The sequence below is a fragment of the Belnapia rosea genome (assembly GCF_900101615.1).
Classification (GTDB): domain Bacteria; phylum Pseudomonadota; class Alphaproteobacteria; order Acetobacterales; family Acetobacteraceae; genus Belnapia; species Belnapia rosea.
Map to the genome: position 1 here is coordinate 16,983 of NZ_FMZX01000002.1, position 25,529 is coordinate 42,511.

Sequence of the window (25,529 nt, forward strand, 5' to 3'; positions counted from 1 at the left end):
CGGACCCGCATGCCCGATTTCCAGGCCGCCCCCACCACCCTGCCACCCGGCCAACGCGTCTATGCCATCGGCGACGTCCATGGCTGCGACGACAAGCTCGCCATCCTGCACGCCGCGATCGCCGAGGACCTCGCCGCCCGGCCGGCTGCCCGGCCGCTGCTCGTGCATCTCGGCGATTACATCGACCGGGGGCCGGACAGCGCCGGCGTCATCGCCCGGCTCGTGGCCGGCCCGCCGGTGCCCGGCCTCCCCATGGTCAACCTCCTCGGCAACCATGAGCGCAGCATGATCGACGCCCTCGCCGGGGAGCGCGCCGCCATCACCGACTGGCGCTTTCATGGCGGGCGCGAGGCGCTGACGAGCTGGGACATCGACCCGGACAGCGACCCGTCCGGCTGGGCCGCCTCCATCCCCGCCGCCCATCGCCGCTTCGTCGAGGGGCTGGCGCTGATGCACCGGGTCGGCGGCTACCTCTTCGTCCATGCCGGCATCCGCCCGGGCCTGCCGCTCGAGGCGCAATCGCCCGATGACCTGATCCGCATCCGCGGCGGCTTCCTCGATTCCACGGCCGATTTCGGCGTGGTCGTCGTGCATGGCCATACGCCGACCCGCGAGCCGGTGCTGCGCCGCAACCGCATCGGCATCGATACCGGCGCCGCCTATGGCCGGGAACTCACCTGCCTGGTGCTGGAAGCGGACCGGATGGCCTTCTTCCAGGCCTGACGCCACCCGCCTGCCTCCTCTCTCCCAGCCCCACACTGACGCTCGGCAGCTTCGAGGCCGGCACCGGGCGGAGCCTGCCCCAGCGGCGTGGCTGCACCTTTTACGCGCAAGATTAGCGCTCGATTCCGGGCAATCCTTTCCACTTTCCGTATCTTGGCGTGCAGGCTCCGCAAGTTTCCTAACTTTTAGTTGAACGTATCGGTAGCTTGACTATCCTTGGCACTCAGCTTTTGGAATGTTCAGCTTGCGGTCCTGGTTCCCTCCTGCATTTCGCCTCGGCAGTCTGCGGTTGCGCATGATCACCCTGATCCTGCTCGCCGTGCTGCCGCTCGGCGCGCTGACAGTGTGGGAGCAAAGGCGCCATACCGAGGCGCATCTGATCGAGACCGGCCTCGCCTTGCAGGACCTGGCGGTCAATACGGCGCGCGAGCAGGCCGCGCTCATTGGCCATGCCGAGACCTTCCTCGGCGGCCTCGCCCGCATCCCCAGCCTGGCCGAAGGTACGGCGGAGACATGCGGCGCCGCGCTGCGGAGCCTTGCCGGCGGCACGCCCTGGTTGCGCTTCCTTGGGGTCTATGACGCGGAGGCCCGGCCGGTCTGCACCGAGGGCGCGCCGGTCCTCCACGATACCACCCCGCTCCATGCCGCCCTAGCCAGCCGCCATTTCCACCTGTCCGATCGGGCGATCGGCGCGCCGGCCCCACCGGTGATGCTGGCCGTCCAGCCGGTGCCCGGCGCCGGGGGCGCAATTGGCCGCCTCATCGTCGCGGGCATCGACCTGGCCGCCCTCGGCGGCTCGGCCCGGCCGCAACGCCCGGAAGGCGCCGATGCCATGCTGCTGGCCGATGCCGCCGGCACCATCATCGCGCGCTTCCCGCCAGCGCCCGAGCTGGTAGGCCGCAGCCTGCACGGCACCGACCTCGCCCCCACCCTCCAGGGCGTCGCCGGCCATGGCCAGGGCGCCGGCCTCCTGGGCGGCCAGCGCCTCTTCGGCTTCGCCCCCATCCCGGGTACCAGGGCTACCCTGGTCGTCGGGCGCGATACCGAGGTCGTGCTGGCGAGGATGCAGGATCTGCAGCACCGGGTGCTGCTGCTCGTGCTCGGCGTGGCGCTGGCCGCCCTGGCGCTCGCCCTCGTCGCCGGCCGCTGGATGCTGCTGCGGCCGATGGACCGCTTCGCCTCCGCTGTCCGCCGCATCGCCGCCGGCGACCTCGGCGCGCGAGCCGAGACTGGCCGCTTCAGCGGCGAGATCGGCGCCCTGGCCGCCGAGGTGAACGGCATGGCGGCCCGGCTGGCCGCCCACCGGACCGAGCTCGAGGCGAAGAATGCCGAGCTGGGCCGCCTTGCCGAGCAGCTCGCCGCCGCCCGCGACGCAGCCGAGGCGGCGAGCGCCGCCAAGACGCGCTTCGTCGGCATGCTGAGCCATGAGCTGCGCACCCCGCTGAACGGCATCTTCGGCCACGCTCAGCTGCTCGGGGCCGATCCCGACCTGACACCGGCGCAGCGCCGCTGCGCCGAGCAGATCACCGCCAGCGGCGAGCACCTGATGTCCATGATCCGCGAATTGCTCGATCTCGCGGCCATCGAGGCCGGCAAGGTCACCCTCAGCCCCGCCCCGGTCGGCCTGGCTGCCCTGGCCGAGGCCTGCACCGCGCTGATCCGCCCCGCCGCCGCCGCCAAGGGCCTCGCCTTCGGGGTGGAGATGGCGCCGCGCGCCGCCGGCTGGGTTTCGGTGGATGCGCTGCGGCTGCGCCAGGTGCTGCTGAACCTGCTCGGCAATGCGGTGAAATTCACCACCCGCGGCGAGGTGGTGCTGCGCATCCATCCCGGCGCGGAGGGCCGCACCCGCTTCGAGGTGAGCGATACCGGCCCCGGCATGACCGAGGCCGAGCGCGCCAGCATCTTCCAGGAATTCCTCCGCCTCGCCGGCGCCGAGCGCGCCGAGGGCAGCGGCCTCGGCCTCGCCATCACCGCCCGGCTGGTGGCGCTGATGGGCGGCAGCATCGGCTGCGACAGCCAGCCAGGGCAGGGGAGCCTGTTCTGGGTCGAGCTTCCCCTTCCGCCCGCCCAGCCGGATGCCGCCACCGAGGCCGCGGCGCCGTCCGCCCTGCTGCCGCTCTGCGAGCCGCTCCGCCTGCTCCTCGCCGATGACGTGCTGGTCAACCGCGAGGTCGCCCGTGCCCTGCTGAACGCCGCCGGCCATGAGGTGGAAGTGGTCGCCGACGGCGCCCAGGCCCTGCAGGCCGCCCTCGCTGAGGACTGGGACGCGGTGCTGCTCGACATCCACATGCCGGTGATGGATGGACTCACCGCCGCCCGCGGCATCCGCGCCGCCACAGGGCCCCGCGCGCGCGTGCCCATCCTCGCGGTCACCGCCAGCGCCAACCGGGCCGAGGTCGAGGAATGCCTCTCGGCCGGCATGGACGCCCATGTCGAGAAGCCGCTCCGCGCCTGGGAATTGCAGAATGCCCTGGCCGGCATCCGCGCCCGCACCCAGGGTTTTGCTGCGGCGCAATAGGAACCCCTGGTCAAGCGGCCCCGGATGCCCCATATGCAACCGCGAGGCCTGCAACACGTTGCCGAGCCGCGTCCACCGGGTGTTTTCCGGCCGGACGTTCCGGCCCTATAAGGCGGCAGGTCCGATCCCCCGCTTCGTTCCCTGGCGCGGCTTCCCCTTGGGGAGGGCCGCGGAGTTTCCGATTTGACCGATTCCGATGGCGCCCCCTTCGCGCTGGCCGACAGCCTCCATGCGGACGGCACGGCGCCACGTCATTCCCCTGCCGAGGCCGCGATCCTCGCCGCCGGCTTCCCCGTCGAGCCGCGCGAGATGCCGGCGCTCATCCGCCGCGTCGAGCGCCGCCTGCCGGCCGATGCCGAGGCGGTGCGCGCCGCGCTCATTGAGGTGCGCCGCCGCGGCTGGGTCGCCCGGCTGAACGACCTCGCCAACCGCGCCGGCCGCCTCTGGGCCCGCCGCGCCGAGGCCGAGATCGCCGCGGGCACCGTTACCGAGCTGGAGCCCGGCGAGCCCGCCCTGCTCGCTGCCCTCGACAGCGCCGTCGCCAACCGGCTGCGCGGCCTCGGCCCGACGCCGGAGGCGGCGCTCGAGGCCATCGCCGCCGAGCTGGTCGAGTCCGGCTCCGGCAGCCTTTCGGCCGACCGCCATGCCATGCTGGCCCGCGAGGTGGCTGCCGCCTTCGACCTCGAGGGCGAGGCCGCCATCGCCTTCATCGATGCGGTCAGCGTCGTCGAATCCCGCCGCCGCCGCGAACTGCGCGAGGCCGAGACCGCCGCCCGCGCCAAGCGCCGGGAGGAGGTCCAGCGCCTCCGCGCCTGGGAGCGCAGCCTCGTCGAGTTCCGCGCCCTGCCCAACCTGCTCGGCGCCACCGAGAAGGAGGTGCTGCGCTGGATCGGAGGGGGGCTGATCCCCGTCGCCCGCCGCATCCCGACCCGCAACAAGGGTCAGGAGAAATGGGAGTTCGACCCGAAGGAGGTCGCCGCCCTCCGCCCGCAGGTCATCGGCTGGCGCGAGGCCGAGGCCCCGGGCATGCCGACCGGCCGCCCCGCCAGCCCAGCGGTGGCGAAGCCGACCCGCGCCGGCAATGCCGCCGTGGCCCGCGTCGCCGCGCTCGACCGGTATGCCGGCCACTTCGCCACGGCCCGCGCGCTGAACCGCCGCATCACCCTGGTCACCGGCCCGACCAATTCCGGCAAGAGCCACACCGCGCTCGACCGCCTGGCCAAGTCGGAGAGCGGCATGGCGCTCGCCCCGCTCCGCCTGCTCGCCCATGAGTTCCGCGAGGCGCTGGCGACCCGCGGCGTCGCCGCCTCCCTCTCGACGGGGGAGGAGCGCCTGCCCATCCCCGGCAGCCGGCACCTCGCGGCCACCGTCGAGATGTGCCCCTTCCACAACCCCGTGGACGTGGCCCTGATCGACGAGGCGCAGATGCTCGGCGACCGCGACCGCGGCGCCGCCTGGACCGCCGCCATCATGGGCGCCCCGGCTCGCGAGGTCTTTGTCCTCGGCGCCCCGGAATGCGCGACGCTGGTCCGCCGCATCGCCCGGCTCTGCGACGACGAGATGGACGAGGTGAAGCTGCAGCGGAAGAACCCGCTGGTCGCCGCCTCGAAGCCCGTCGCCCTCAGCGACCTCCGCACCGGCGACGCCCTCGTCGCCTTCTCCCGGCGCGACGTGCTCGACCTGCGCGCGGAACTCGTCAAGCGCGGCCGGCGCGTCGCCGTCGTCTACGGCGCGCTCAGCCCCGAGGTGCGCCGTGCCGAGGCCGCCCGCTTCCGCACCGGCGATGCCGATGTGCTGGTGGCGACGGACGCCATCGGCATGGGCCTCAACCTGCCCATCCGCCGCGTCGTATTCTCCACCCTCCGCAAGTTCGACGGCGAATCCCGCCGCGAGCTGAACACCCAGGAGGTGAAGCAGATCGGCGGCCGCGCCGGCCGCTTCGGCCAACATGAGGAGGGCGTCGTCGCGGTGCTGGCCGGCGGCGGCAGCCCCGACTTCGTCAAGATGATGCTGAACGCCGCCCCCGAGGTGCCGGAGGATATCCGCCCCCAGGTGCAGCCCGATGCCGACATCATCGCCGCCGTCGCCGCCGAGATCGGCTCGGACAGCCTCTTCGGCGTCCTCGCCCGCATCAAGCGCGCCGTGCTGCGCCCGGACGACCCCAACTACCGCCTCGCCGACCTGACCCAGGCGATGGCGGTTGCTTCCGCCATCGATGGCGTGCCCGGCCTCTCCCTGCTCGACCGCTGGACCTACGCCCTCTGCCCGGTGGATGAACGCGACAACGGCGTCTCCCGCCTTGCCCGCTGGGCGGTGGAGCACGGCGCCGGCCGCCCCGTCCCGCCGCCCATGGCCGGCCGCCTGCCCGCGCCCGAGCGCGCGGCGCGGGAGGAGCTGGAACGGGCCGAGAAGGTGCATAAGCGCCTGGTCGCCTGGCGCTGGCTCGCCCTCCGCTTCGAGCTGGCCTATCCCGCCCGCGACGAGGCCGAGGCCGAGACCATCCGACTCGATCGCTGGATCGAGGATGTGCTGCGGCAGCAGCGGCGCTCCAAGCTCGTCATGTAGAACGGGGGCGCTGCCCCCATGCCCCCGCCGGGGCCAAAGCTTGGCCCCGGACCCCGCCTTTTGTTTGGATTTCAGATGCCCTTTCCCTCGCTTCCCGCTCCGTTGCAGGCCGCGCTCGACGAGCGTGGCTATGCCGAGCCCACCCCTGTCCAGGCCGCCGTCCTGGAGCCGGAGACCGAGGGGCGCGACCTGCTGGTCTCCGCCCAGACCGGCTCCGGCAAGACCGTCGCCTATGGCCTCGCCATGGCCCATCTGCTGATGGGAGAGGCGGGGCGCCTGCCGCCGCCCGGCGGGCCGCTCGCCCTCGTCGTCGCCCCGACCCGCGAGCTCGCCCTGCAGGTCCAGTCAGAGCTCGCCTGGCTCTACGCCAAGGCCGGCGGCCGCGTCGTGACCTGCGTCGGCGGCACCGACCCGATCGCCGAGCGGCGCGCGCTGGAGCGCGGCGCCCATCTGGTCGTCGGCACCCCCGGGCGCCTCCGCGACCATCTCGAGCGCGGCAACCTCCGCCCGCAGGCCCTGCGTGCCGTGGTGCTGGACGAGGCCGACGAGATGCTCGACCTCGGCTTCCGCGAGGAGCTGGAGGCCATCCTCGAGACGACGCCCGCGGACCGCCGCACCTTCCTCTTCTCGGCCACGGTGCCGGCGGGCATCGCCGCCATCGCCCGCACCTACCAGAAGGACGCGCTGCGCATCGCCGCCGGCGACGCGGGCGCGCAGCATGGCGACATCGAGTACCGCGCCCTGCTCATCGCCCCGCACGAGATCGAGCGTGCGGTGGTCAACAGCCTCCGCTTCTTCGAGGCCCGCTCGGCGATGGTCTTCTGCCGCACCCGCGCCACGGTGACGCGGCTGCACGGCAACCTCGCCGAGCGCGGCTTCGCCGCCGTGGCGCTGTCCGGCGAGCTGTCCCAGGCCGAGCGCAACCGCGCCATGCAGAGCCTGCGCGACGGCCGCGCCCGCGTCTGCGTGGCGACCGACGTGGCAGCGCGCGGCATCGACCTGCCCGACCTTGGCCTCGTCATCCATGCCGAGCTGCCGAACGACCCGGAGACGCTGCTCCACCGCAGCGGCCGCACCGGCCGCGCCGGCCGCAAGGGCATCAGCGCCCTGCTGGTCCCGCACAACCGCCGCCGCGCCGCGGAGCGCCTGCTGCAGGCCGCCCGCGTCCAGGCCGCCTGGGGCCCGGCCCCCTCGGCCGAGGCGATCCGCGAGAAGGACGATGCCCGCATTCTCGCCCAGGCGACGGAACTCGCCGGGGAGGAGCCGGTCGATGGCGACCTGGCGCTGGCCCGCCAGCTCCTCGCCGCCCAGTCGCCGGAGGCCCTGGCGGCCGCGCTGATGCGCACCCTCCGCGCGCCCCTGCCGGCGCCCGAGGACCTGGCCGAGATCAGCGACCGCCCGCCGCCGCGCCAGCACATCCAGGCCGAGCGCGGTGACCCGGGCGCGGCCGGCAGCTGGTTCAAGATGAATCTCGGCCGCAACGGCAATGCCGACCCGCGCTGGGTGCTGCCCTTCCTCTGCCGCCGCGGCAACGTGACGCGCCAGGAGATCGGCCGCATCCAGGTACAGGAGCGGGAGACGCGCTTCGAGGTCGCCCCCTGGGCCGCCGACCGCTTCGCCGCCGCCGCCGGCCGGCCGGGCGACCCCAAGGACGCGCATATCCGCATCATGCCGTCCGAGGCCCCGCTGGCCGATACCCCCCGGCCGCGCTCGGCCCGGCCACCCGGCCCGCCACGCCGCCCCGCTGCCCGCCCCTACGAGAAGTAGCCCCCGTCCGGGTCATCCCCGGCCTGGTCAGGACCGGGCTGCTGGCCGGGGTGATGTCCTTGGGCCCATGCGGCGGGAAAGGGCTCCGGCCCAGGACCGCGCTGGCTACCACAGGGGCGCTCCTGGGCTAGTCTCCGCCGGGCCGGCGATTCACGCCCCGGGCGTGCCGCCCGGGGAGGCCGCAGGCCAACCCGCCGAGGCCCCATGCATCTCCACCACGCCGACCTCACCATCTCCCCCTGGCGCAACGGCGCCGGCCGCAAGGCGGATGTGGTCGGCGGCCCCGGCTGGCTCATCACCTTCGCCTGGGTGGACAGGGACGCCGAATTCTCGAACTTCGCCGGCCAGGACCGCACCATCACCCTGATCGAGGGTGAGGGTTTCACCCTGGACTTCGAGGACCAGCCCCCGCTGGTCCTGGACACGCCCCTCCAGCCCCGCTGGTTCGATGGCGCCTGGCCTGCCCGCTGCCGCCTGCATGGCAGCCCGAGCATGGTCCTCAACGCCATCTCCGACCGCGCCCAGTGGCGCCATACGGTCGAGCGCCGCATCCCCGGCCCGGACGACACCGGCTTCGCCATCCTGCTGGAGGCGGCCGGCCCGGACTACCGCCGCCTCGATGCCGTCAGCCTGCCGGCCCCGGTCAATGTCCCCTGCATCGTCATCCGTTTCGACCCGAGGGCTTGAGGCACCGGCGGCAAGGGCGGACACTCCCGGCCAAAGAGGGAGACGGTCCATGCATTTCGGCCAGTTCAACCTGATGGGCTACCGCGAGCCGGGCACCGACCTGGCCAGCCTCTATGACGGCGCCGTCGCCCAGGTGCGGGCGGCCGAGGCGGCGGGCTTCGCCATCTCCTGGTTCGCCGAGCATCATTTCTCGAATTACTGCGTCTGCCCCTCGCCCTTGATGATGGTCGCCCGCTGCGCCGGCGAGACCAGCCGCATCAAGCTCGGCAGCGGCGTCGTCATCGTGCCGCTCTACCACCCATCCCGCCTGCTGGCCGAGATCGGCATGGTGGACCAGATGACCCATGGGCGCCTCGTCCTCGGCATCGGCAGCGGCTACCAGCCCTTCGAGTTCGAGCGCTTCGAGGCCGACCTGGCGGAATCGACGCCCCGCACCATCGAGTTCATGGAGATGCTGGAACGCGCCACTGCCAGCGAGACCTTCAGCTATCAGGGCCGCTTCCACACCCTGCCCGAGACCCATATCGCCGCCCGCCCGGTGCATGGCGTCCCCGAGGTCTGGGTCGCCGGCGACAACCCCGACCTCCACCGCATGGCGGCCCGGCATGGCCATGTCGTGATGGTCACGCCCCGCCACTACACCGCCGAGATGCTGGCCCGTGCCCGCGCCCGCTTTGAGGCCACCTACCGCGAGGCCGGGCAGGACCCCGCCCGGATGCGCTTCGGCGCGCTCCGCCACATGTGCGTCACCGACAGCCAGGCGGAGGCCGAGGGCTTCCTCGAGAACATCCGCTACCAGATCCGCCTCTCGCAGAGCCTCCGTCACCGCGAGCAGCACATGCAGGGCGGCATCCTGCTGGAGAAGCCCTGGCCCGGCGAGATGAGCCTCGAGGACATGGCCCGCCACATGCTCGTCGGCGATGCCGAGACCATCGCCGAGCGCATGGTGGCCGAGGTCGAGGCCGCCCAGCCCTGCCACTACCTCCTGCAATTCCAGGCCGGCGCCTCCTCCACCGCGCTCGCGCTCCGCAGCATCGAGGGCTTCGCCACGCGGGTGCGGCCGTTGCTGGAACGTGCGCTCGGCCCGCTCGAGAGCATCGGCGTCCCGGAGAATCTCGCCGCATGACCACGCCCCGCTTCGCCGATCTCGACTTCCCGGCGCCCACGCGCGAGAGCCTCGCGGCCGACCATGCCGCGCTCGACGCGCTGCTCGATGCCGGCCGGCTCGACGAGGCCCTCGCCGCCTGGGATCGCGGGCGCCGCGACACCGAGAGCTGGTCCTCCCTCGTCCATCTCCGCTTCGCGCAGGACACCACCAGCGCCGAGGCCAAGGCGGCGCGCGAATACGCCGACGCGCTCTCGCCCGAGGCCACCGGCCATGAGGTCGCGCTCAAGCGCCGCCTGCTGGCGCTGCCCGACCGCGCCGCGCTGAACGCCGCCGCCGGCCCGCATGTGCTGCGGCTGTGGGAGACCGACATCACCACCTTCGACCCGGTCATCGCCGAGGACCTGGAGGAGGAGGCTAGGCTCACCGCCCGCTACACCGAGCTGATGGCCTCGGCGAAACTGACGATCCAGGGCACCACGACCAACCTCTCCGGCCTCGCCCCCTTCGCCGAGGACCCCGACCGCGCCACGCGGCATGAGGCGGAGGCGCTGCGCTGGGGCTTCTTCGCCGAACATGGCGAGGCGCTGGACGGCATCTATGACGCCCTCGTCCGCCTCCGCCACGGCATGGCGCGGAAGCTCGGCTACGAGAACTACCTGCCCCTCGGCTACCGCCGCCTCCGCCGCACCGACTACGACGCCGCCGATGTCGCCCGCTACCGCAACCAGGTGGCCGAGCATGTCGTCCCCCTGGTTGGCCGCCTGCTGGAGGCCCGCCGCCAGCGCTTCGGCTGGGACCGCCTGCGCTATTGGGACGAGGCGCTGGTCGACCCGGAGGGCAACCCGAAGCCCATCGGCGACCACGACACCCTCGTCGCCGCGGCGCAGACGATGTTCGACCGCATGGACCCGCGCCTCGCGGAGTTCTACCGGCTGATGGAGAGGGGCGGCTTCCTCGACATGCGCAACCGCCCCGGCAAGGCGGGGGGAGGCTTCTGCACCAGCTTCCCGAGCGTCGGCGTCCCTTTCATCTTCGCCAATTTCAACGGCACGCATCACGACATCGGCGTCTTCACCCATGAGATGGGCCACGCCTTCCAGAACTGGGAAAGCCGCGGCCTGCCGGGCATCGACCAGCTCTGGCCGACCATGGAGGCGGCGGAGATCCACTCGATGGGCCTCGAATTCCTCACCTACCCGCATATGGGCCTGCTGGTGGGGGAGGGGGCGGCGGAGCGCTTCCGCCGCATGCATCTCGAGACCTCGCTCGCCTTCCTGCCCTATGGCGTCTGCGTCGACCACTTCCAGCATGAGGTCTACGAGAATCCGCAGGCGACGCCCGCCGAGCGCCATGCCATCTGGCAGCGGCTGGAGCGCCGCTACATGCCCTGGACCGATTACGGCGACCTCGCCTACCCCGCGAAGGGCGGCCGCTGGCAGGCGAAGCAGCACATCTACAACTCGCCACTCTACTACATCGACTACACGCTGGCGCTCTGCTGCGCGATGCAGTTCTGGGTCAAGGCCCGCCGCGACCCGCCGGCCGCGCTGGCGGACTACGTCGCCCTCTGCGGGCGTGGCGGCAGCGCCCCCTTCCAGAACCTCGTCCGCTCGGCCGGGCTGATCTCGCCCTTCGCCCCGGGCGCGCTGGCCGATGTGGTGCGGGAGGCGGAGGCGGTGCTCGCGGGTTGAGCCCCCTGGCCGCCCGGCACGGTCCCCGGCACGGTCAGGGCGGCCACAGGCGTGGCTCCAGCGCCTAATTGACATTGCGAGTCATTCGCATCTATGCGGTTCGGAACAGCCTGCATAGGGAGGCCGTCATGGGCCATATCCGACTCCCCGACGCCAGCTACGCCAGCACCCCCCAGGCGATGGCCGATCTCTGGCCCTCCGAGACCCTCATCCTCACCGCCCTGCGCGACTGGCTCGATGCCGTGCGCCAGGGCGAGAGCCCGCTGCCCCGGCTGGGGCGGCTGATGGCGGGTCCCGGCATCCCCGACGCGGCCCTTTCCATCGACCGCCTGCTGCGCGTCATCGCCCGCAGCGCCCGCTGGCAGGTCGATATCCGCTGCGCCTGCTGCCCCTATCTCTCGCGCGACGAGCAGCGCCTCCTCTGCGCCGCCGCGGAGGCTCAGGCCGGCCTGCCCGCCCGCGCCCGCGCCACGCTGCAAACCGGCCTGCTGCCGCGCCAGGGGGCCGAATTCGCGCTTGCCTCGCTGGAAGGCCTGGGCCGGCTGATGCGCTCCGCCGGCCTTATCCTGCCGCGGCGCTTCGCCGGGCAGGGGGCGGATCAGCCGGCCTGGCTGTGAGCCGGCAGGCCGAACCGCCGCGCCACTGCCGGGAAGTCCCGCGCCTCCGGATGCCGCCCCGAGGCGACCGTCCCATCCTCCGGCCTGACAAGCTGGCAGCCCTGCAGCCCCGCCGCCACGGCCGCATCCAGCTCCTCCGCGACATCGGAGAGGAAGAGGATCTCGCCCGGCGGCAGCCCCATGGCCGCGGCGATGGCGTCGTAGCTCGCCCGCTCCCGCTTCGCGCCCATGCGCGTGTCGAAAAAGCCGGAGAAGAGCGGCACCAGGTCGCCCGCCACCGAATGGCCGAAGATCAGCCGCTGCGCCTCGACCGAGCCGGAGGAATAGACCGCCAGCCGCAGGCCGCCCGCCGCCCAGGCGCGGAGGCAGCCGGCCACATCGGGCCAGAGATGCCCCTTGAGCCGCCCATCCGCATAGCCCTGGCGCCAGATCAGCCCCTGCAGCGCCTTCAGCGGCGTCGCCTTGGAATCGGCCGCCATCCAGGCGCGCAGAACCGTCACCGGCTCCCGCTCCGGCGCCGCCGCCCGCACCTCGGCGAGCAGGCCGGCCACCTCGGGCTCCGCGCCATGCGTGGCGAGGAAGCCCTCCAGCGCCTCGGCGGCGAAGGGGAAGAGCCCGTCCTTGACGAAGGCGATGGCGGTGGTGGTGCCCTCGATATCCGTCAGGACCGCACGCGGTGGCATCACCTCAGACGGCAACGGGGAAGCGCTGCGCCATGTCGGTCCCGGTGAACTGCGCCACCCAGCCCGAGGGGTCGGTGAAGACGCGCAACGCGCAGAAATCCGGCCGCTCGCCCGCGTCGAACCAGTGCCGGGTATTGGCCGGCACGCTGATCAGGTCGCCCTGCTCGCAGCGCGCATCCCAGACCTTGCCGTCCACATGCATGACGAAATGCCCGGCGCCACGGACGAAGAAGCGCACCTCGTCCTCGGTGTGGATATGCTCGTTGAGGAATTTCTCGCGCATCGCCTGGGCCTGCGGATGGTCCGGCGTGAGCGCGACCACATCGGCGCTGCCCGCGCCGGTCGAGCCCATCAGCGCATCCAGATGCGGGCGATAGGCCTCGAGGATCTGCTCGTTCGTCGCGCCCTCGGGGAAGCTGACGCCCTCCCAGCGCTCGAAGCGCACGCCGATGGCGCGCAGCGCCTCGGCGATCCGCGCCGCATCCTCGGTCCTCAGGGTCTCGCGGCCGCTCTCGGCCTCCCATACCGTCAGACGGCTCATGGCAGTCTCCTCACCTCAAGCTCGCAGCGGAGCATGAATTCCACCGCCTCCAGCCGCATCAGCGCCTGCGGCATGTCGGCGCCCCAGACATAGATACCATGGCCGCGCAGCAGATACCCAGGAAGGACGGCATCCTCCCCGGCCCAGCGCGCCTCCACCACGGCCTGCAGGCGTGGGATGTCCTGGTCGTTGTCGAAGATCGGCAGCTCGACCGCGGCCGCATGGGTCGCAAGGCCGGGGAAGGCCTTTAGCAGCTCATAGCTCTCGAGCCGGATGCTCCCGCCCAGGCGCCGCGACAGCACCGTCACCGGCACGGAATGCCCGTGCAGCACCGCCCCCGCCTCGGGGAAGCGGCGGTAGATGCCGCAATGCAGGCCCGTCTCGGCGGAGGGCCGGTCGCCCTCGCGCAGCGGCCCGCCATCGAGGCCGACCCGGATCACCCCATCGGCGTCCAGGAAGCCCTTGTGCCCGCCGGAGCGGGTGATCGCCACTGTCCCGTCCCGCAGCCGGACCGAGATGTTCCCGGCCGTCGCCGGGACCCAGCCGAGGCGGTCCAGCCGCTGCCCGGCGGCGATGATCGCCGCCGTGGCCTCGGCCAGCTCCGGCATCAGGCGGCCGGGCGGCTCGTCGTGGTGGTGGTCGTGGCGTGCGGCGTCGTCGTCGCGGCCGGGCCCTGAATGGTCCCGGTCGGATGCGTGCCCGGCGCCGGCGGCGCGCCCTCGGCGAGCGAGGCGTCATCCTCCTCCTTCATGTTCTTCTTGAAGGATTTGATGCCGGTGGCGAGGTCACCCATGAGGGTGCTGATCTTGCCGCTGCCGAAGAGCAGGAGCACGACCAGCAGCACGATGAGCCAATGCCAGATGCTGAAGGAACCCATGTGACGCCCCGATAAACCTTTGTTGCCGGCCGCGCTGGGCGGCCTTGCCGGGCCGGACACTAATGCGCCGGCCCCCATAGAGCAAACCCGGAGATGGTCTGGCCAAGCCCCCGGCACAACGGGGTTGACACGGCTTTTCGGATAAACCATATCGATGACGATCCGGGCCCCTCTGGCCGCCCGGCGCCAGGCCCCGCCTGCCGCCCGGTGAGCGATGTCGGATCGCGTGCAACGTCGCGCGATCGGGCCCGTCTGACCTCCGCAAGCCCAGCCCGTCGCGCCAATGAGGAGTCCTCCGGCGATGGCGCCGTCGATCTGGTTCTGGCTCTGGTTCAACGCGGCCGTGCTCGGCCTGCTGCTGCTCGATCTCGGCGTCTTCGCCCGCAAGGGGCCGGACGGCGAGCCCGTCCCGGTGCCGGTGCGCACCGCGCTGTGGAAATCCGCCGCCTATGTCGGCCTCGCCCTCGGCTTCTTCGCCTGGCTCTGGGCCGGCTACGGGCCGGAGGAGGGGCGGCAGGCCCGCGCCCTCGAATTCCTCACCGGCTATGTCATCGAGTGGTCGCTCTCGGTCGACAACATCTTCGTCTTCGTCCTGATCTTCGCCAAATTCGGCGTCCCCGCCGCCTACCAGCACCGGGTGCTGTTCTGGGGCATCCTCGGCGCGCTGGCGATGCGGGCGGCGATGATCCTGCTCGGCACCAGCCTGTTGCGCGAGTTCGACTGGCTGATGGTGGTCTTCGGCCTGTTCCTGATCTTCAGCGGCTGGAAGATGCTGCAATCGGTGAACGCGCCGGAGGGCGACCCGCGCGACAGCGCCATCCTCCGCTTCCTGCAGAGCCGCCTGCCGGTGACGGAGGGCTTCCGCGGCAGCGCCTTCACCGTGCGGGAGGCCGGGCGCCGGATGCTCACGCCGCTGGCCCTGGTGCTGATCCTGGTCGAGCTGACCGACCTCGTCTTCGCGCTCGACAGCATCCCGGCGATCTTCGCCGTCACCACCGACCCGTTCATCGTCTACACGGCCAATGTCTTCGCCATCCTCGGCCTGCGGGCGATGTACTTCGCCCTCGCCGGGATCATCCACCGCTTCCGCTACCTGAAGCACGGGCTGTCGGTCGTGCTGATGATCGTGGGCGCGAAGATGCTGGCGAACTACTGGGCCGGCGGGAAGGCGGTGCCGGTCGAATGGGCGCTGCTGCTGACCGGCAGCATCATCGGCGGTTCCATCGCCCTCAGCCTCTGGCGCACCCGCGCCGCCTGAGGGGTGGCGGCCGGGGATCAGGCCTCCGCCTTGATCCCCAGCCGCCGGATCAGCCCGCCCCAGCGCTCCGCCTCCTCCGCCATGGTCTGGCGCAGCACGGCAGGGCTGCTCGCCATGACCTCGAAGCCCGCCGCCTCCAGCGTCGCCTGGGTCTGCGGCAGGGCGAGCGCCCGCTGCGCCTCCTCGGCGAGGCGCGCGACACGGGCCTCCGGCATCGCCGCAGGGCCGATGAGGCCGATCCAGGCATAGCTCGCCGCATCGGCGATGCCGGCCTCCGCCAGGGTCGGCACCTCCGGCGCCTGGGCGATGCGGCGCTCCGCCGTCACCGCCAGCGCCCGCACCTGGCCCTCCCGCAACTGCGGCAGGATGCCGGCGGCGATCAGCACCATGGCGTCGATCCGCCCCGCCACCAAGTCGATCACCGCGGGCGGGAAGCCGCGATACGGCACATGCAGCATCTCCCCGCCCCCCCGCGCCAGCAGGTCCATCATCGCCAGATGCCCGCCCGAGCCCGAGCCCACAGAGCCGAAGGACAGCTTCCCCGGGCTGGCCTTCACCCGGGCGAGGAAGCCCGCCAGGTCCCCCACCCCGAGATCGGCCCGCACCACCAGCAGCTGCGCCCCCCGCATCAGCAGCGAGATCGGCGCCAGGTCCCGCGCCGGGTCATAGGGCAGGTTGGGGAAGAGCGCCGGCGCGGTCGAGAGCGGCCCGTTGATCGAGACCCCGATCGTATGCCCGTCCACCGCCTTGGCCACCGCATCCGTGCCGATATTGCCGCCCGCCCCCGGCCGGTTGTCCACCACGCAGGGCTGGCCCAGCACCTGGCTGTAATGCGCCGCCACCGCCCGACCGGCGATATCGGGCGTCGAGCCGCCGGGGAAGGGCACGATCAGCCGCAGTGGCCGCTCCGGCCAGGGCGCCTGGGCGAGGCCCGGGGACACCCGGCCGGCCGCCAGCAGGGCAGGGGCGGCCAACAGCGCGCGACGATGGATCAGCATGGGCGGTCACGGTCCTCCGGCAGCATCGGGCCCGCTTGCAGCACGAAGCACGCCGGCCCGTAAAGCGGCTGCCGGACCCAGGGGCGCCCAGGGGCGCCAGCCACGCCGCCATGCGGCCGGCGCGGCTCAGCCGCCGATCATCCGCCGCCTGAGCCGCGCCGAGAGCCAGTCGATGGCCGCCACCGTCGCCACCATCAGCAGGATGATGAAGGCGACCTCGTCCCAGTGCCGCACCCGGATGCGCTCCGAGATCTGCAACCCGATGCCGCCCGCGCCCACCACGCCGAGGATGGCGGCGGAGCGCGTGTTGCTCTCGAAGAAATAGAGCGCCTGGGCCAGCATCACCGGCAGCACCTGCGGCAGCACGCCGAAGCGCAGCCGCGCGAGGAAGCCGCCGCCCGCCGCCGTCACGCCCTCCACCTGCCGCCGCTCGGCATTCTCGATCGCCTCCGCATTCAGCTTCGCCAGCACCGCCACATCGGCCGTGGCGATCGCCAGCACGCCGGCCAGCGGCCCGAGCCCCACCGCGCGGACGAAGGCCAGGGCCCAGATCAGCTGGTCGATGCCGCGGAACCCGTCGAAGACCCGCCGCAGCGAGAAGCGGAACAGCGTGTTCGTCACCACATTGCCGGCGCCGAGGAAGCCGAGCGGCACCGCGATCAGCGCGGCGATGAAGGTGCCGAGGAAGGCCATGGCGACGCTCTCGGCGAGACCCTGGAGGATGTCCACCCACAGCTCGCCGGGCGAGGGCGGCACCATCAGCCGCAGGATGGTCGCCAGCCCCGAGAGCCCGTTCCACAGCCGCTCCGGCGTGAAGCCGAAATGCCACAGCGCCCAGCCCAGCCAGAGCAGGAAGGCCGCCCAGCCCAGCAGCCGCAGCGCCCGCGCCCGCCCGTCCCGGCCGAAGGCCCCCGGCATCCGCGCCCGCCAGGCAGCGACATCCGCCGCGCTCATCGGGGCGGCGCTCATGCCATCGCTCCGATGACGCGGTGCCGCAGCCGCTCCGACAGCAGGTCGATGGCGCAGACGGCGAGGATGACCAGCAGCAGGATGGCGCTGATCTCCTCGTAGTAGTTGAAGGCGATCACCTTGTAGAGCTCCTCGCCGATGCCGCCCGCGCCGACGAAGCCGATGACGCTCGCCGAGCGGAGGTTGATCTCGAAGCGCAGCAGCGCATAGCTCAACAGGTTCGGCGCCACCTGCGGCAGGATGGCGAAGCGGCAGGCCTGCATCCATGTACCCCCCGCGGAGCGCACCCCGGCCCAGGCGCCGAGCCCGGTATTCTCGATCGCCTCGGCGAAGAGCTTGCCGCAGGCGCCCGCCGTATGCAGCGCGATCGCCAGGATGCCGGCCAGCGGCCCGACGCCGAAGGCCCAGACGAGGATCAGGGCGAAGACGATCTCGGGGACCGTCCGCATCGCCTCCAGCAGCCGCCTCGCGGCCGGGCAGAGGATGCGCCCGGCGCCGAGGTTGCGCGCCGCCGGGAAGGCCAGCAGCACCGCTGCCCCCGCGCCCATCAGCGTCGCCAGCGCCGCCATGTTGGCGGTCTCGAGCAGCAGCCAGGCCCAGCTGTCGAGCCGGTACATCCAGAAGGCCAGGCTGCCCTCCGTCTCCGTTCCGGCCAGCAGGCTGTCCCAGCGCAGCCCCGGCAGGATGCGGGAGAAGTACTCGCCGATGCGCGGCAGCCCGGCCAGCAGCGTCGCCGGATAGGCCTCGCTGATCCGCGCCGAGAGCAGCAGGCAGAGGCCGAGGATGACGAGGCCGAGCAGCGTCGCGTTGCGCTTCTGCCGCCGCGCCGCCTGATACGCGGCCTCGCCGGCGAGGATGATGGGGGAGGTGGTGCTCAGTTGCGTCGCCGGCGTTCCGCCGCCTCCTGCCGTCGCATGTCGATCATGAATTGGTAGTCCGCCGCCGAGACCTCGCGGTAGCCGGCGCCGCCGCCGCGCTCGATCTGGCGGTAGATCTCCGGATGCGCCTTGGGCAGCGCGAGGTGGAACAGCCGCATGTCCTCCTTGAAGGCGGCCGGCAGCTCCACCCGCGTGGTCTGCGGCCCGTTGATGATCGGGTCGGACCGCCAGATGACGCGGAGCTGGCCCATATCGATCAGCCCCTTCTCGACCATCGCCCGGAGCGCGCCGCGGCTGAACCCCTCGCTCGCCTCGCCCTGACCGCTGGCCCAGGTGACGGCGGCGTCGTATTGCCGCTGCAGCACGGCGACCACCGCCTGCTCATGCCCGCCGGCGAAGCCGGTGCGGCCGAAGAACTGCTCCGGGTTGATCCCCTGGCGGCGCAGCGAGAAGCGCGGGATGAGGTAGCCGCTCGCCGAGTTCGGGTCCGACCAGGCCATGGCCTTGCCGCGCATGTCCTCGATGGAGGTGATGCCGCTATCCGCCCGCGCCACCATCACCGCGACATAGGAGACGGAGCCGTCCGCCTCCTCCGTCGTCACCAGCGGCTCGACGCCGCCATTGGTATCCAGCCAGGCGCCGGCATAGGCGGAGGGCGACATATTGGCGATGTCGAGCTGCTTCGCCCCGAAGGCCTGGATCACCCCCGCATAGTCGCTGGCCGGGAAGAGCCGCACCGGCAGCTCGAAGGTCCGCTCCAGCAGCGCTCGGTACTCGCTGAACCGCCCCAGCCGGTCCGCCTCGTTCTCCCCGCCGAGCAGCCCGACGCGGAGCTGCGGCAGCTGCGCCTTCCAGGCGCGCGGCCCGGCGGCGGGGAAGGCGATATCCGCATCCGTGCTCCGCCGCGGCGCGCGCTGGGCGAGGACCGGCCCCGGCCGCAGGGCAGGGAGGGCAAGCAGGGCGGCGAGGGCGCGGCGCGTCGGCATCGGCGGGGGTCCTGTCCGGTAAGGGTCGGACTGCGGACTATGCCATCGCCAGCCGGGCCGGGGCAGCGGCGGCCCGCTGCCGCGCCTCCGCCTCGGCGGCGAATTCCTGCTCGGAGATGCCGTAGATGGCGCGCACCCGCTCCGCCGTCAGCGCCCCCGGCAGCCCGTCGAAGACCACCTTTCCCGCCTGCATGGCGACGATGCGGTCGCAATACTCCCGCGCCGTGTCGAGATGGTGCAGGTTCACCAGCACGGTCAGCCCATCCCGCCGGTTCACGTCCCGCAGCGCGTCCATCACCACCTGGGCGTTGCGCGGGTCGAGCGAAGCGATCGGCTCGTCGGCCAGCACCAGCCGCGGCTGCTGCAGCAGCGCCCGGCAGATCGCCACGCGCTGCTGCTGCCCGCCGGAGAGCGTCTCGGCCCGCTGCAGCGCCGTCTCGGCCAGGCCGAAGCGGTCGAGCGCCGCCAGCGCCATCGCCCGCTCCTCGGCGGTAAAGCGGGCGCCGACCAGCACCATCGCCGCCCGCCAGCCGCGCTGCCAGGCCAGCCGGCCGATCAGCACATTGGTCAGCACGTCGAGCCGCTGCACCAGGTTGAATTGCTGGAAGACCATGGCGCAGTCGCGCCGCCACTCGCGCAGCGCCCGCCCCTGCAGCGCGGTCACGTCGCGGCCCCCGGCCAGGATGCGGCCGGAGGAGGGCTCGGCCAGCCGGTTGATCATCCGCAGCAGGGTGGACTTCCCCGCGCCCGAGCGCCCGATGACGCCGACCATCTGCCCGGCCGGCACTTCGAGATTCACATGGTCCACCGCCAGGGTGGCGCCGAAGCGCCTGGTCAGACCCTGCAATTCCAGCATGCCGCGCGCACCCATCCAGGCTGCGGCATCCTTGGCCGGGACGGGCATCGCGTTCAAGCCTCGCACCCGGTCAGGACCGCCGGCGGCGCTCGTTCGCCTCCTCGCGGCGCATCTCGACCAGGAACTGGAACTGGGCATGCGTCACCTCGCGGTAGCCCATCCCGCCGCCACGCTCGATCTGCTCGTAGACCTGCGGGTGGCTCTTCGGCAGGGCGAGGTGGAAGGCCTTCATGTCCTCCTTGAAGGCCGCCGGCAGCGTGGTGCGGACGGTCAGCGGGCCGTTGATGATCGGCTCCGAGGTCCAGATGATGCGGAGGTCGGACATGGTGAGCATGCCCTTCTCCACCATCGCCCGCAGGTTGCCGCGGCTGTAGCCCTGCGCCGGGTCGCCCTGGCCGCTGGCCCAGGTCATCGCGCCGTCATACTGCTTCTGCAGCACGGCAACGACACCCTGCTCATGCCCGCCGGCGAAGCCGGTGCGGGCGAAATACTGCCCGTTCTCGACGCCGATGCCGGCCTTCCGCAGGGCGAAGCGGGGGATAAGGTAGCCCGAGGTCGAATTCGGGTCGGCCCAGGCCAGCGACTTGCCGCGCATCTGCTCGAGCGCGGTGATGCCGCTATCGGCCCGCACCACCAGCACCGAGACATAGGAGATGGAGCCGTCCCGCTCCTCCGGCACCAGCAGCGGCTCGACGCCGCCATTGGTGTCGAGCCAGGCGCCCGCATAGCCGGAGGGGCCCATCGAGGCCATCTCGATCTGCCCGGCGCTGAAGGCCTGCAGCACGCCGGCATAGTCGGAGGCCGGGAAGAGCCGCACCGGGAGCTTGAAGGTCTCCTCCAGCAGCTTCTGATAGGCGCCGAAGCGACCCAGTCGGTCGCTCTCGTTCTCGCCGCCGAGCAGGCCGATCCGCAGCTGCGGCACCTGCGCCTTCCAGCCGCGCTCGCCTGCCTCCGGCATGGCGGTGCCAGGGTCCAGCGTGCGGCGCTGGGCGGCGGCGGCGGCGGGCAGGATGGCGGCCCCGGCCAGGAGGCCGGCGAGGTGGCGGCGGGTCAGCATGGGGGTCTCTTCCGCTTGGGGTTGGCGGGCCTCTACCAGCCGCCCATGACAAACGGATGATGCTCGGATGACATCCGCATGTCCCTTGCCGGGCGCAGCCGGCCGGGTCAGCTTCTCCGCAACGACCCGGAGGAACCCATGACCGACCGCCGCACCCTGCTGGCCCTGCCCATGCTGCTCGCCGCCCGCCCCGGGCGGGCGCAGGACGGCTTTCCCAACCGCCCCATCACCGTCGTCTCCGGCTATGCCCCCGGCGGCGTCACCGACGTGACCTCCCGCGCTGTCGCCGAGCGCATGAGCCGCGAGTTCGGCGTGCCGGTGGTGGTCGAGAACCGCGTCGGCGGCGCCACCGCCGTCGCCAACACCGCCGTGGCCCAGGCCCGGCCGGATGGCTACAGCCTGCTGATGGGCACCACCTCGCTCGCCATCAACCCCGGCCTGCAGCCGAGCCTCACGCCGCGCGAGCCGATGCGGGAGCTGGCGCCGGTCGGCATGGTCTTCCGCAGCGCCTTCGTCCTGCACGTCCATCCGGACCTGCCGGTGCGCAGCACGGCGGAGCTGATCGCCTGGTGCCGCGCCAACCCTGGGAAACTGGATTTCGGCAGCAGCGGCACCGGGGCGGTGAACCACCTGGCGCTCGCCCTCTTCGCCCAGCGCGCCGGGATCCAGGTGACGCATGTGCCCTATCGCGGCGGGGCGCCGGCGCTGCTCGACCTCCGCGCCGGCCGCATCCAGGCGATGTTCCAGGCGGTGCTGGAAGCCTTGCCGAGCCTCGCCGAGGGCACCACCCGCGGACTTGCCATCTCCTCCGCCGGGCGCGAGCCCCTGCTGCCCGAGATCCCGCCCGTCGCCGAGGTGCTGCCGGGCTTCGACGCGGTCTTCTGGCAGGGCCTCTTCGCCCCCGCCGGCACCCCGGCCCCGATCCTCGCCCGGCTCGGTGCCGCATTGCGGGTGGCGACCGAGGATGCCGATCTCCGCGCCCGCCTCGCACAGCAAGGCGTCGCCCTCATCACCGGCGACGCCGAGGCGCTCGGCGGGCTGCTGGCACGCGAGACCGCGCTCTGGGGCCGGCTGATCCAGGAGGCCGGCATCCGCCCCGACTAGCAGCGGCGGCGGCGGGTGGAGTCCTCTCCATCCGCAGCGCCGACGGCCCAGGCTTCTCGTGCAAGTTGCGAGATATCGCAACATACCTCGCAGGAATATGTAAACTGCCGAAATGAAACCTGGTGTAATAGAGCTTGCGGCCTCGTCACCTCGTAAGTCCCGGTAAAAAGTCCTTTTAAGGTCCCGAAGAGGCTGTGCGCTGTCAGGCGTTGCGATTATCGTCCGGCCGAATAGAGGTTCGTCCATGTCCGGAATTATCCGATCCACGGGGTTGCAAGGCGAACCGCCGCTGGATTCAGTGGATATCGGCGCCCCCGCGCGGGCGGCCTACGAAGGGTTGCGCAAGACCATTCCCGCCACCCTTCGCCGGGCCGCAGACGCCCTTCCCATCCTCGACCGCCCCCGCGCCGCCCGGCGCCTGCAGCGGCGCATGGAAGCGGCCCTCGGCTACACCCCCAACCTCCGCCGGCCACGCACCTTCAACGAGCATGTGGCCTGGAAAATCCTGAACGACCGCAGCCCGCTGATCCCGTTGACGACGGACAAGATCACGGCACGCGATTACGTGGCCTCGAAGGGCTGCGCCGATCTGCTGCTGCCGCATTACGGCGTCTGGGACCGCGCCGAGGACATCCCCTGGGATGACCTGCCCGAGCAATTCGTCCTCAAGGCCAGCCATGGCTGGCAGATGAACCTGGTGGTCCGCGACAAGAGCAGCCTCGACCGCGCCGCCGTCACCCGGCAGGCCGCCGCCTGGCTCGCCGAGGACCATTACCAGCGTACCGGCGAGTGGGGCTACCACAAGCTTCGCCCCCGCTTGCTGGCCGAGATGCTGATCACCGGCGAGCGCCCGAGCAGCGTCCCGGAGGACTTCAAATTCTACGTCTTCCGCGGCCGTGCCCGGCTGCTGAGCATCCATCTCGACCGCGGGACGGAACAGTACGGCTACCGCTTCTATGCACCCGACGACCTCCGCCCGCTGCCCTTCATGGGTGGCGGCTGGCGCGGCTCGGTGCCCTATGCCCCGCCGCCCGAGGCGCGGCAGCTCGCCGCCATCGCCGGCCGGCTGGGCGAGGATTTCGACTTCGTCCGGGTCGATCTCTACTTCGCCAATGGCCGCGCCTGGTTCGGCGAGCTCACCCACTACCCGGCCAGCGCCTGCATCCGCTTCCCGAGCCTCGTCCAGGACCGGCTGATGGGCGACATGTGGTCCGGCCGCATCTGATCGGCCTGCTTGCGCCGAAGCAGGCCCAGCCCCGATAGTCTCCCCAAGCAACCAATCCGGGGAGACCGTCACGATGCTGGGCCTGATGCAGGACCGACCGCTGCTGATCTCGAGCCTGCTGGAGCATGCCGCCCGCCATCATGGCGGCGCCAGGATCGTCTCCGCCCGCCCCGATGGCAGCCTGGTCCGCCATGGCTGGCCCGAGATCGCCGCCCGCGCCGCCCAGCTCGCCCATGCGCTCGCCGCCCGCGGCGTGCAGCGTGGCGAGCGCATCGCGACCCTCGCCTGGAACGAGCACCGCCACCTCGAGGCCTACTACGCCATCTCCTCCATGGGCGCCGTCCTCCACACGGTGAACCCGCGTCTCTTCCCCGGCCAGATCGCCTATATCCTCGCCGATGCCGAGGACACCCACCTGCTGGTGGACCCGACGCTGCTCGCCGGCGCCGAGGCGCTGGCCGACAAGCTCCCCGCCAGCCTCCGCACCATCATCGTCATGGGGACGGAGGCGGACATCCCCGCCGAATGCCCGCTGCGCGGCCGGTTCGAGCTGCTGGCCCAGGAAAGCCTCATCGCCGGCCAGCCCGCCACCTATCCCTGGCCGGACCTCGATGAGCGCAGCGCCTCCTCGCTCTGCTACACCTCCGGCACCACCGGCGAGCCGAAGGGCGTGCTCTACAGCCACCGCTCGACGGTGATCCACGCCATCAGCACCCTGCAGAAGGACTGCTTCAACATCGGCGCGCAGGATGTGGTGATGCCCGTCGTGCCGATGTTCCACGTCAATGCCTGGGGCATCCCCTATTCCAGCGCCGCCGCCGGCGCCTCCCTCGTCCTGCCCGGCCCGAAGCTCGACCCCGCCAGCCTGCATCGCCTCATCGAGGAGGAGGGCGTTACCTTCTCCGCCGGCGTGCCCACGATCTGGACCGCGCTGCTGAACTGGCTGCGCGCCGAACCGGGCCGCCGCTTCACCCGGCCGCCGCGCCTCGTCGTCGGCGGCACCGCGCTGCCGACCGCGATCAATGCCGGCTTCCTCAAGGAATACGGCGTCTCCATCCTCCACGCCTGGGGCATGACGGAGACAAGCCCACTCGGCACTACCAATGCCCGCAAGCCCGAGAATGCCGGCTGGGACGCCGACCGCTTCCTCGACTATGCCCGCAAGCAGGGCCGCGCCCTGTTCGGCGTCGAGATCCGCGTCCGCGACGGCAATGGCCAGGAGATCGCGCATGACGGCGTGGCCTTCGGCGAGCTGGAGGTCCGCGGCCCCTGGATCGCCGCGCAATACTTCAACCGCCCGGGCGATCCGGCCTTCACCGAGGATGGCTGGTTCCGCACCGGCGACGTGGTGACGGTGGATGCGCTCGGCTGCATCGAGATCGTCGACCGCGCCAAGGATGTCATCAAGTCGGGCGGCGAGTGGATCAGCTCCATCACCCTCGAGAACCTGATCATGGGCCACCCGGCGGTGCAGGAAGCGGCGGTGATCGCCATGGCCCACCCCAAATGGGACGAGCGCCCGCTGCTGCTCGTCCAGCCGAAGCCCGGCATGAGCCCGACGGCGGAGGAGCTGCTGGCCTTCTACGACGGCAAGGTGGCGAAGTGGTGGATTCCCGACGCCGTCGAATTCGTCGAGAGCCTTCCCCACACCGCGACCGGCAAGCTGTGGAAGGCCGATCTCAAGACCCGCTACAAGGATGCCCGCAAGTCCGGGTAGGCGCCGCCCGGCCCGGGCGCCAACCCGCGGCATGAAGAGGATGCAGGATGCTGAGGATCCACCATCTCGGGCGGTCGCAATCCGAGCGCATCCTCTGGCTCTGCGAGGAGCTGGGGATTCCCTACGAGCTGACGCTGCACGACCGCGACCCGGTGACCATGCTCTCGCCCCCCGCGCTGCGGGCGCTCCACCCGCTCGGCGCGGCGCCGGTGATCGAGGAGGATGGGCTGCTGCTGGCCGAATCCGCCGCCATCGTCGACTACATCCTGGCGAGGCATGGGGGCGGCCGCCTGCGGCCCGGGCCGGAGCATCCCGATTTTGCCGCCTACCTGTACTGGTTCCATTTCGCCAACGGCAACCTCCAGCCGGTCATGGGCCGGCTGATGGTGGTGGGACGGGCAGGGCTGGCCCCCGACTATCCGGTGCGGGTATCGGCAGAGGGCCGGGTCAACCGGGTGATGGCCCTGGTGGAGGCTCGGCTGGCGGAGGCGGATCACCTGGCGGGCCGGGACTTCACGGCGGCCGACATCATGAGCGTGTTCTCGCTGACCACGATGCGGCTGTTCCAGCCGCTGGATCTCCGGCCCTATCCCCATATCCTGGCCTATCTGGCGCGGATCGGGGCAAGGCCGGCCTATCGGCGGGCGATGGCCAAGGGCGATCCCGGCCTGGAGCCGATGCTGGGCTGAGCCTGGCCCCGCCGC

Annotated in this window: 23 protein-coding genes; 13 read left to right on the top strand and 10 right to left on the bottom strand. The window is 72.0% G+C overall.

Annotated elements, in window-relative coordinates; translation table 11 throughout:
• Positions 1 to 9 precede the first annotated feature (9 nt).
• The 8 genes from BLR02_RS06200 (at position 10) to BLR02_RS06235 (ending at position 11,676) form a co-directional block, all read left to right on the top strand.
• Positions 10 to 723, top strand: coding sequence for a metallophosphoesterase family protein (locus BLR02_RS06200; RefSeq protein WP_090564911.1), 714 nt, complete (start codon positions 10 to 12; stop codon positions 721 to 723).
• 295 nt (positions 724 to 1,018) lie between these two features.
• A complete protein-coding gene (locus BLR02_RS06205) occupies positions 1,019 to 3,241 on the top strand; it encodes an ATP-binding protein (RefSeq protein ID WP_090661673.1) in 2,223 nt (740 codons plus the stop codon).
• A gap of 213 nt (positions 3,242 to 3,454) precedes the next feature.
• A complete protein-coding gene (locus BLR02_RS06210) occupies positions 3,455 to 5,806 on the top strand; it encodes a helicase-related protein (protein ID WP_245704689.1) in 2,352 nt (783 codons plus the stop codon).
• Positions 5,807 to 5,881: 75 nt separating this feature from the next.
• Positions 5,882 to 7,573 carry a DEAD/DEAH box helicase gene (locus BLR02_RS06215; RefSeq protein ID WP_090564907.1) on the top strand — a complete coding sequence of 564 codons (1,692 nt, stop codon included), beginning with the start codon at positions 5,882 to 5,884 and terminating at the stop codon, positions 7,571 to 7,573.
• A 204-nt stretch (positions 7,574 to 7,777) separates the two neighbouring features.
• Positions 7,778 to 8,260 carry a HutD/Ves family protein gene (locus BLR02_RS06220; RefSeq protein ID WP_090661676.1) on the top strand — a complete coding sequence of 161 codons (483 nt, stop codon included), beginning with the start codon at positions 7,778 to 7,780 and terminating at the stop codon, positions 8,258 to 8,260.
• A 49-nt stretch (positions 8,261 to 8,309) separates the two neighbouring features.
• A complete protein-coding gene (locus BLR02_RS06225; protein ID WP_176849404.1) occupies positions 8,310 to 9,386 on the top strand; it encodes an LLM class flavin-dependent oxidoreductase in 1,077 nt (358 codons plus the stop codon).
• The gene (locus BLR02_RS06230; RefSeq protein WP_090661682.1) at positions 9,383 to 11,059 is read left to right on the top strand and encodes a M3 family oligoendopeptidase; all 1,677 of its coding nucleotides are present in this window, start codon (positions 9,383 to 9,385) and stop codon (positions 11,057 to 11,059) included. Before BLR02_RS06225 ends, BLR02_RS06230 begins: the two co-directional genes overlap by 4 nt.
• A gap of 128 nt (positions 11,060 to 11,187) precedes the next feature.
• Entirely contained in the window at positions 11,188 to 11,676 is a 489-nt protein-coding gene (locus tag BLR02_RS06235) for a hypothetical protein (RefSeq protein WP_090661685.1), read from the top strand.
• Here BLR02_RS06235 and mtnC read toward each other — a convergent pair.
• From mtnC to BLR02_RS31050, 4 genes are read right to left on the bottom strand one after another with little or no spacing between them, the layout of a single operon-like run.
• The gene (gene mtnC / locus BLR02_RS06240; RefSeq protein WP_090661688.1) at positions 11,658 to 12,359 is read right to left on the bottom strand and encodes an acireductone synthase; all 702 of its coding nucleotides are present in this window, start codon (positions 12,357 to 12,359) and stop codon (positions 11,658 to 11,660) included. The genes BLR02_RS06235 and mtnC overlap by 19 nt on opposite strands.
• Positions 12,360 to 12,363: 4 nt before the next feature.
• Entirely contained in the window at positions 12,364 to 12,900 is a 537-nt protein-coding gene (locus BLR02_RS06245; RefSeq protein WP_090661691.1) for a 1,2-dihydroxy-3-keto-5-methylthiopentene dioxygenase, read from the bottom strand.
• Positions 12,897 to 13,508: a methylthioribulose 1-phosphate dehydratase gene (locus BLR02_RS06250; RefSeq protein ID WP_090661694.1), complete on the bottom strand. Its 612-nt coding sequence runs from the start codon at positions 13,506 to 13,508 to the stop codon at positions 12,897 to 12,899. The genes BLR02_RS06245 and BLR02_RS06250 overlap by 4 nt, the downstream gene beginning before the upstream one ends.
• On the bottom strand, positions 13,508 to 13,777 hold the full coding sequence (locus tag BLR02_RS31050) for a twin-arginine translocase TatA/TatE family subunit (protein WP_043364721.1): 270 nt from the start codon (positions 13,775 to 13,777) through the stop codon (positions 13,508 to 13,510). The genes BLR02_RS06250 and BLR02_RS31050 overlap by 1 nt, the downstream gene beginning before the upstream one ends.
• Before the next feature lie 301 nt (positions 13,778 to 14,078).
• Here BLR02_RS31050 and BLR02_RS06260 point away from each other — a divergent pair, with 301 nt between their 5' ends.
• A complete protein-coding gene (locus BLR02_RS06260; protein ID WP_090564892.1) occupies positions 14,079 to 15,035 on the top strand; it encodes a TerC family protein in 957 nt (318 codons plus the stop codon).
• A 17-nt stretch (positions 15,036 to 15,052) separates the two neighbouring features.
• Here BLR02_RS06260 and BLR02_RS06265 read toward each other — a convergent pair whose 3' ends face one another.
• The 6 genes from BLR02_RS06265 to phnD (BLR02_RS06290) form a co-directional block, all read right to left on the bottom strand.
• Positions 15,053 to 16,033, bottom strand: a complete 981-nt coding sequence (locus tag BLR02_RS06265) for a Bug family tripartite tricarboxylate transporter substrate binding protein (protein WP_090661697.1) — start codon at positions 16,031 to 16,033, stop codon at positions 15,053 to 15,055.
• A gap of 126 nt (positions 16,034 to 16,159) precedes the next feature.
• Positions 16,160 to 17,002 (bottom strand): phosphonate ABC transporter, permease protein PhnE, encoded by an 843-nt coding sequence (gene phnE, locus BLR02_RS06270; RefSeq protein WP_090564888.1) that lies wholly within the window; start codon positions 17,000 to 17,002, stop codon positions 16,160 to 16,162.
• A complete protein-coding gene (phnE, locus tag BLR02_RS06275) occupies positions 16,999 to 17,931 on the bottom strand; it encodes a phosphonate ABC transporter, permease protein PhnE (RefSeq protein WP_342670566.1) in 933 nt (310 codons plus the stop codon). Before phnE (BLR02_RS06275) ends, phnE (BLR02_RS06270) begins: the two co-directional genes overlap by 4 nt.
• Positions 17,877 to 18,866, bottom strand: a complete 990-nt coding sequence (gene phnD, locus BLR02_RS06280; protein WP_090661700.1) for a phosphate/phosphite/phosphonate ABC transporter substrate-binding protein — start codon at positions 18,864 to 18,866, stop codon at positions 17,877 to 17,879. The genes phnE (BLR02_RS06275) and phnD (BLR02_RS06280) overlap by 55 nt, the downstream gene beginning before the upstream one ends.
• A gap of 37 nt (positions 18,867 to 18,903) precedes the next feature.
• Positions 18,904 to 19,770: a phosphonate ABC transporter ATP-binding protein gene (gene phnC, locus BLR02_RS06285; protein ID WP_245704691.1), complete on the bottom strand. Its 867-nt coding sequence runs from the start codon at positions 19,768 to 19,770 to the stop codon at positions 18,904 to 18,906.
• 22 nt (positions 19,771 to 19,792) lie between these two features.
• Positions 19,793 to 20,779: a phosphate/phosphite/phosphonate ABC transporter substrate-binding protein gene (phnD, locus tag BLR02_RS06290; protein ID WP_090661703.1), complete on the bottom strand. Its 987-nt coding sequence runs from the start codon at positions 20,777 to 20,779 to the stop codon at positions 19,793 to 19,795.
• Between the two features lie 138 nt (positions 20,780 to 20,917).
• Here phnD (BLR02_RS06290) and BLR02_RS06295 point away from each other — a divergent pair, with 138 nt between their 5' ends.
• The 4 genes from BLR02_RS06295 (at position 20,918) to BLR02_RS06310 (ending at position 25,514) form a co-directional block, all read left to right on the top strand.
• Positions 20,918 to 21,883, top strand: coding sequence for a Bug family tripartite tricarboxylate transporter substrate binding protein (locus BLR02_RS06295; protein ID WP_090662407.1), 966 nt, complete (start codon positions 20,918 to 20,920; stop codon positions 21,881 to 21,883).
• A gap of 244 nt (positions 21,884 to 22,127) precedes the next feature.
• On the top strand, positions 22,128 to 23,108 hold the full coding sequence (locus tag BLR02_RS06300; RefSeq protein ID WP_090564880.1) for an ATP-grasp fold amidoligase family protein: 981 nt from the start codon (positions 22,128 to 22,130) through the stop codon (positions 23,106 to 23,108).
• Between the two features lie 85 nt (positions 23,109 to 23,193).
• Positions 23,194 to 24,825: a long-chain-fatty-acid--CoA ligase gene (locus BLR02_RS06305; RefSeq protein WP_090662409.1), complete on the top strand. Its 1,632-nt coding sequence runs from the start codon at positions 23,194 to 23,196 to the stop codon at positions 24,823 to 24,825.
• A gap of 47 nt (positions 24,826 to 24,872) precedes the next feature.
• Positions 24,873 to 25,514, top strand: a complete 642-nt coding sequence (locus BLR02_RS06310) for a glutathione S-transferase family protein (RefSeq protein ID WP_090661706.1) — start codon at positions 24,873 to 24,875, stop codon at positions 25,512 to 25,514.
• Positions 25,515 to 25,529: the final 15 nt, after the last annotated feature.

Coding starts and splice junctions, on each gene's coding strand:
- BLR02_RS06200 (WP_090564911.1), top strand. CDS start 10: ATGCCCGATTTCCAGGCCGCCCCCACCACCCTGCCACCCGGCCAACGC.
- BLR02_RS06205 (WP_090661673.1), top strand. CDS start 1,019: ATGATCACCCTGATCCTGCTCGCCGTGCTGCCGCTCGGCGCGCTGACA.
- BLR02_RS06215 (WP_090564907.1), top strand. CDS start 5,882: ATGCCCTTTCCCTCGCTTCCCGCTCCGTTGCAGGCCGCGCTCGACGAG.
- BLR02_RS06220 (WP_090661676.1), top strand. CDS start 7,778: ATGCATCTCCACCACGCCGACCTCACCATCTCCCCCTGGCGCAACGGC.
- BLR02_RS06225 (WP_176849404.1), top strand. CDS start 8,310: ATGCATTTCGGCCAGTTCAACCTGATGGGCTACCGCGAGCCGGGCACC.
- BLR02_RS06230 (WP_090661682.1), top strand. CDS start 9,383: ATGACCACGCCCCGCTTCGCCGATCTCGACTTCCCGGCGCCCACGCGC.
- BLR02_RS06235 (WP_090661685.1), top strand. CDS start 11,188: ATGGGCCATATCCGACTCCCCGACGCCAGCTACGCCAGCACCCCCCAG.
- mtnC (WP_090661688.1), bottom strand. CDS start 12,359: ATGCCACCGCGTGCGGTCCTGACGGATATCGAGGGCACCACCACCGCC.
- BLR02_RS06245 (WP_090661691.1), bottom strand. CDS start 12,900: ATGAGCCGTCTGACGGTATGGGAGGCCGAGAGCGGCCGCGAGACCCTG.
- BLR02_RS06250 (WP_090661694.1), bottom strand. CDS start 13,508: ATGCCGGAGCTGGCCGAGGCCACGGCGGCGATCATCGCCGCCGGGCAG.
- BLR02_RS31050 (WP_043364721.1), bottom strand. CDS start 13,777: ATGGGTTCCTTCAGCATCTGGCATTGGCTCATCGTGCTGCTGGTCGTG.
- BLR02_RS06260 (WP_090564892.1), top strand. CDS start 14,079: ATGGCGCCGTCGATCTGGTTCTGGCTCTGGTTCAACGCGGCCGTGCTC.
- BLR02_RS06265 (WP_090661697.1), bottom strand. CDS start 16,033: ATGCTGATCCATCGTCGCGCGCTGTTGGCCGCCCCTGCCCTGCTGGCG.
- phnE (WP_090564888.1), bottom strand. CDS start 17,002: ATGAGCGCCGCCCCGATGAGCGCGGCGGATGTCGCTGCCTGGCGGGCG.
- phnD (WP_090661700.1), bottom strand. CDS start 18,866: ATGCCGACGCGCCGCGCCCTCGCCGCCCTGCTTGCCCTCCCTGCCCTG.
- phnC (WP_245704691.1), bottom strand. CDS start 19,770: ATGCCCGTCCCGGCCAAGGATGCCGCAGCCTGGATGGGTGCGCGCGGC.
- phnD (WP_090661703.1), bottom strand. CDS start 20,779: ATGCTGACCCGCCGCCACCTCGCCGGCCTCCTGGCCGGGGCCGCCATC.
- BLR02_RS06295 (WP_090662407.1), top strand. CDS start 20,918: ATGACCGACCGCCGCACCCTGCTGGCCCTGCCCATGCTGCTCGCCGCC.
- BLR02_RS06300 (WP_090564880.1), top strand. CDS start 22,128: ATGTCCGGAATTATCCGATCCACGGGGTTGCAAGGCGAACCGCCGCTG.
- BLR02_RS06305 (WP_090662409.1), top strand. CDS start 23,194: ATGCAGGACCGACCGCTGCTGATCTCGAGCCTGCTGGAGCATGCCGCC.
- BLR02_RS06310 (WP_090661706.1), top strand. CDS start 24,873: ATGCTGAGGATCCACCATCTCGGGCGGTCGCAATCCGAGCGCATCCTC.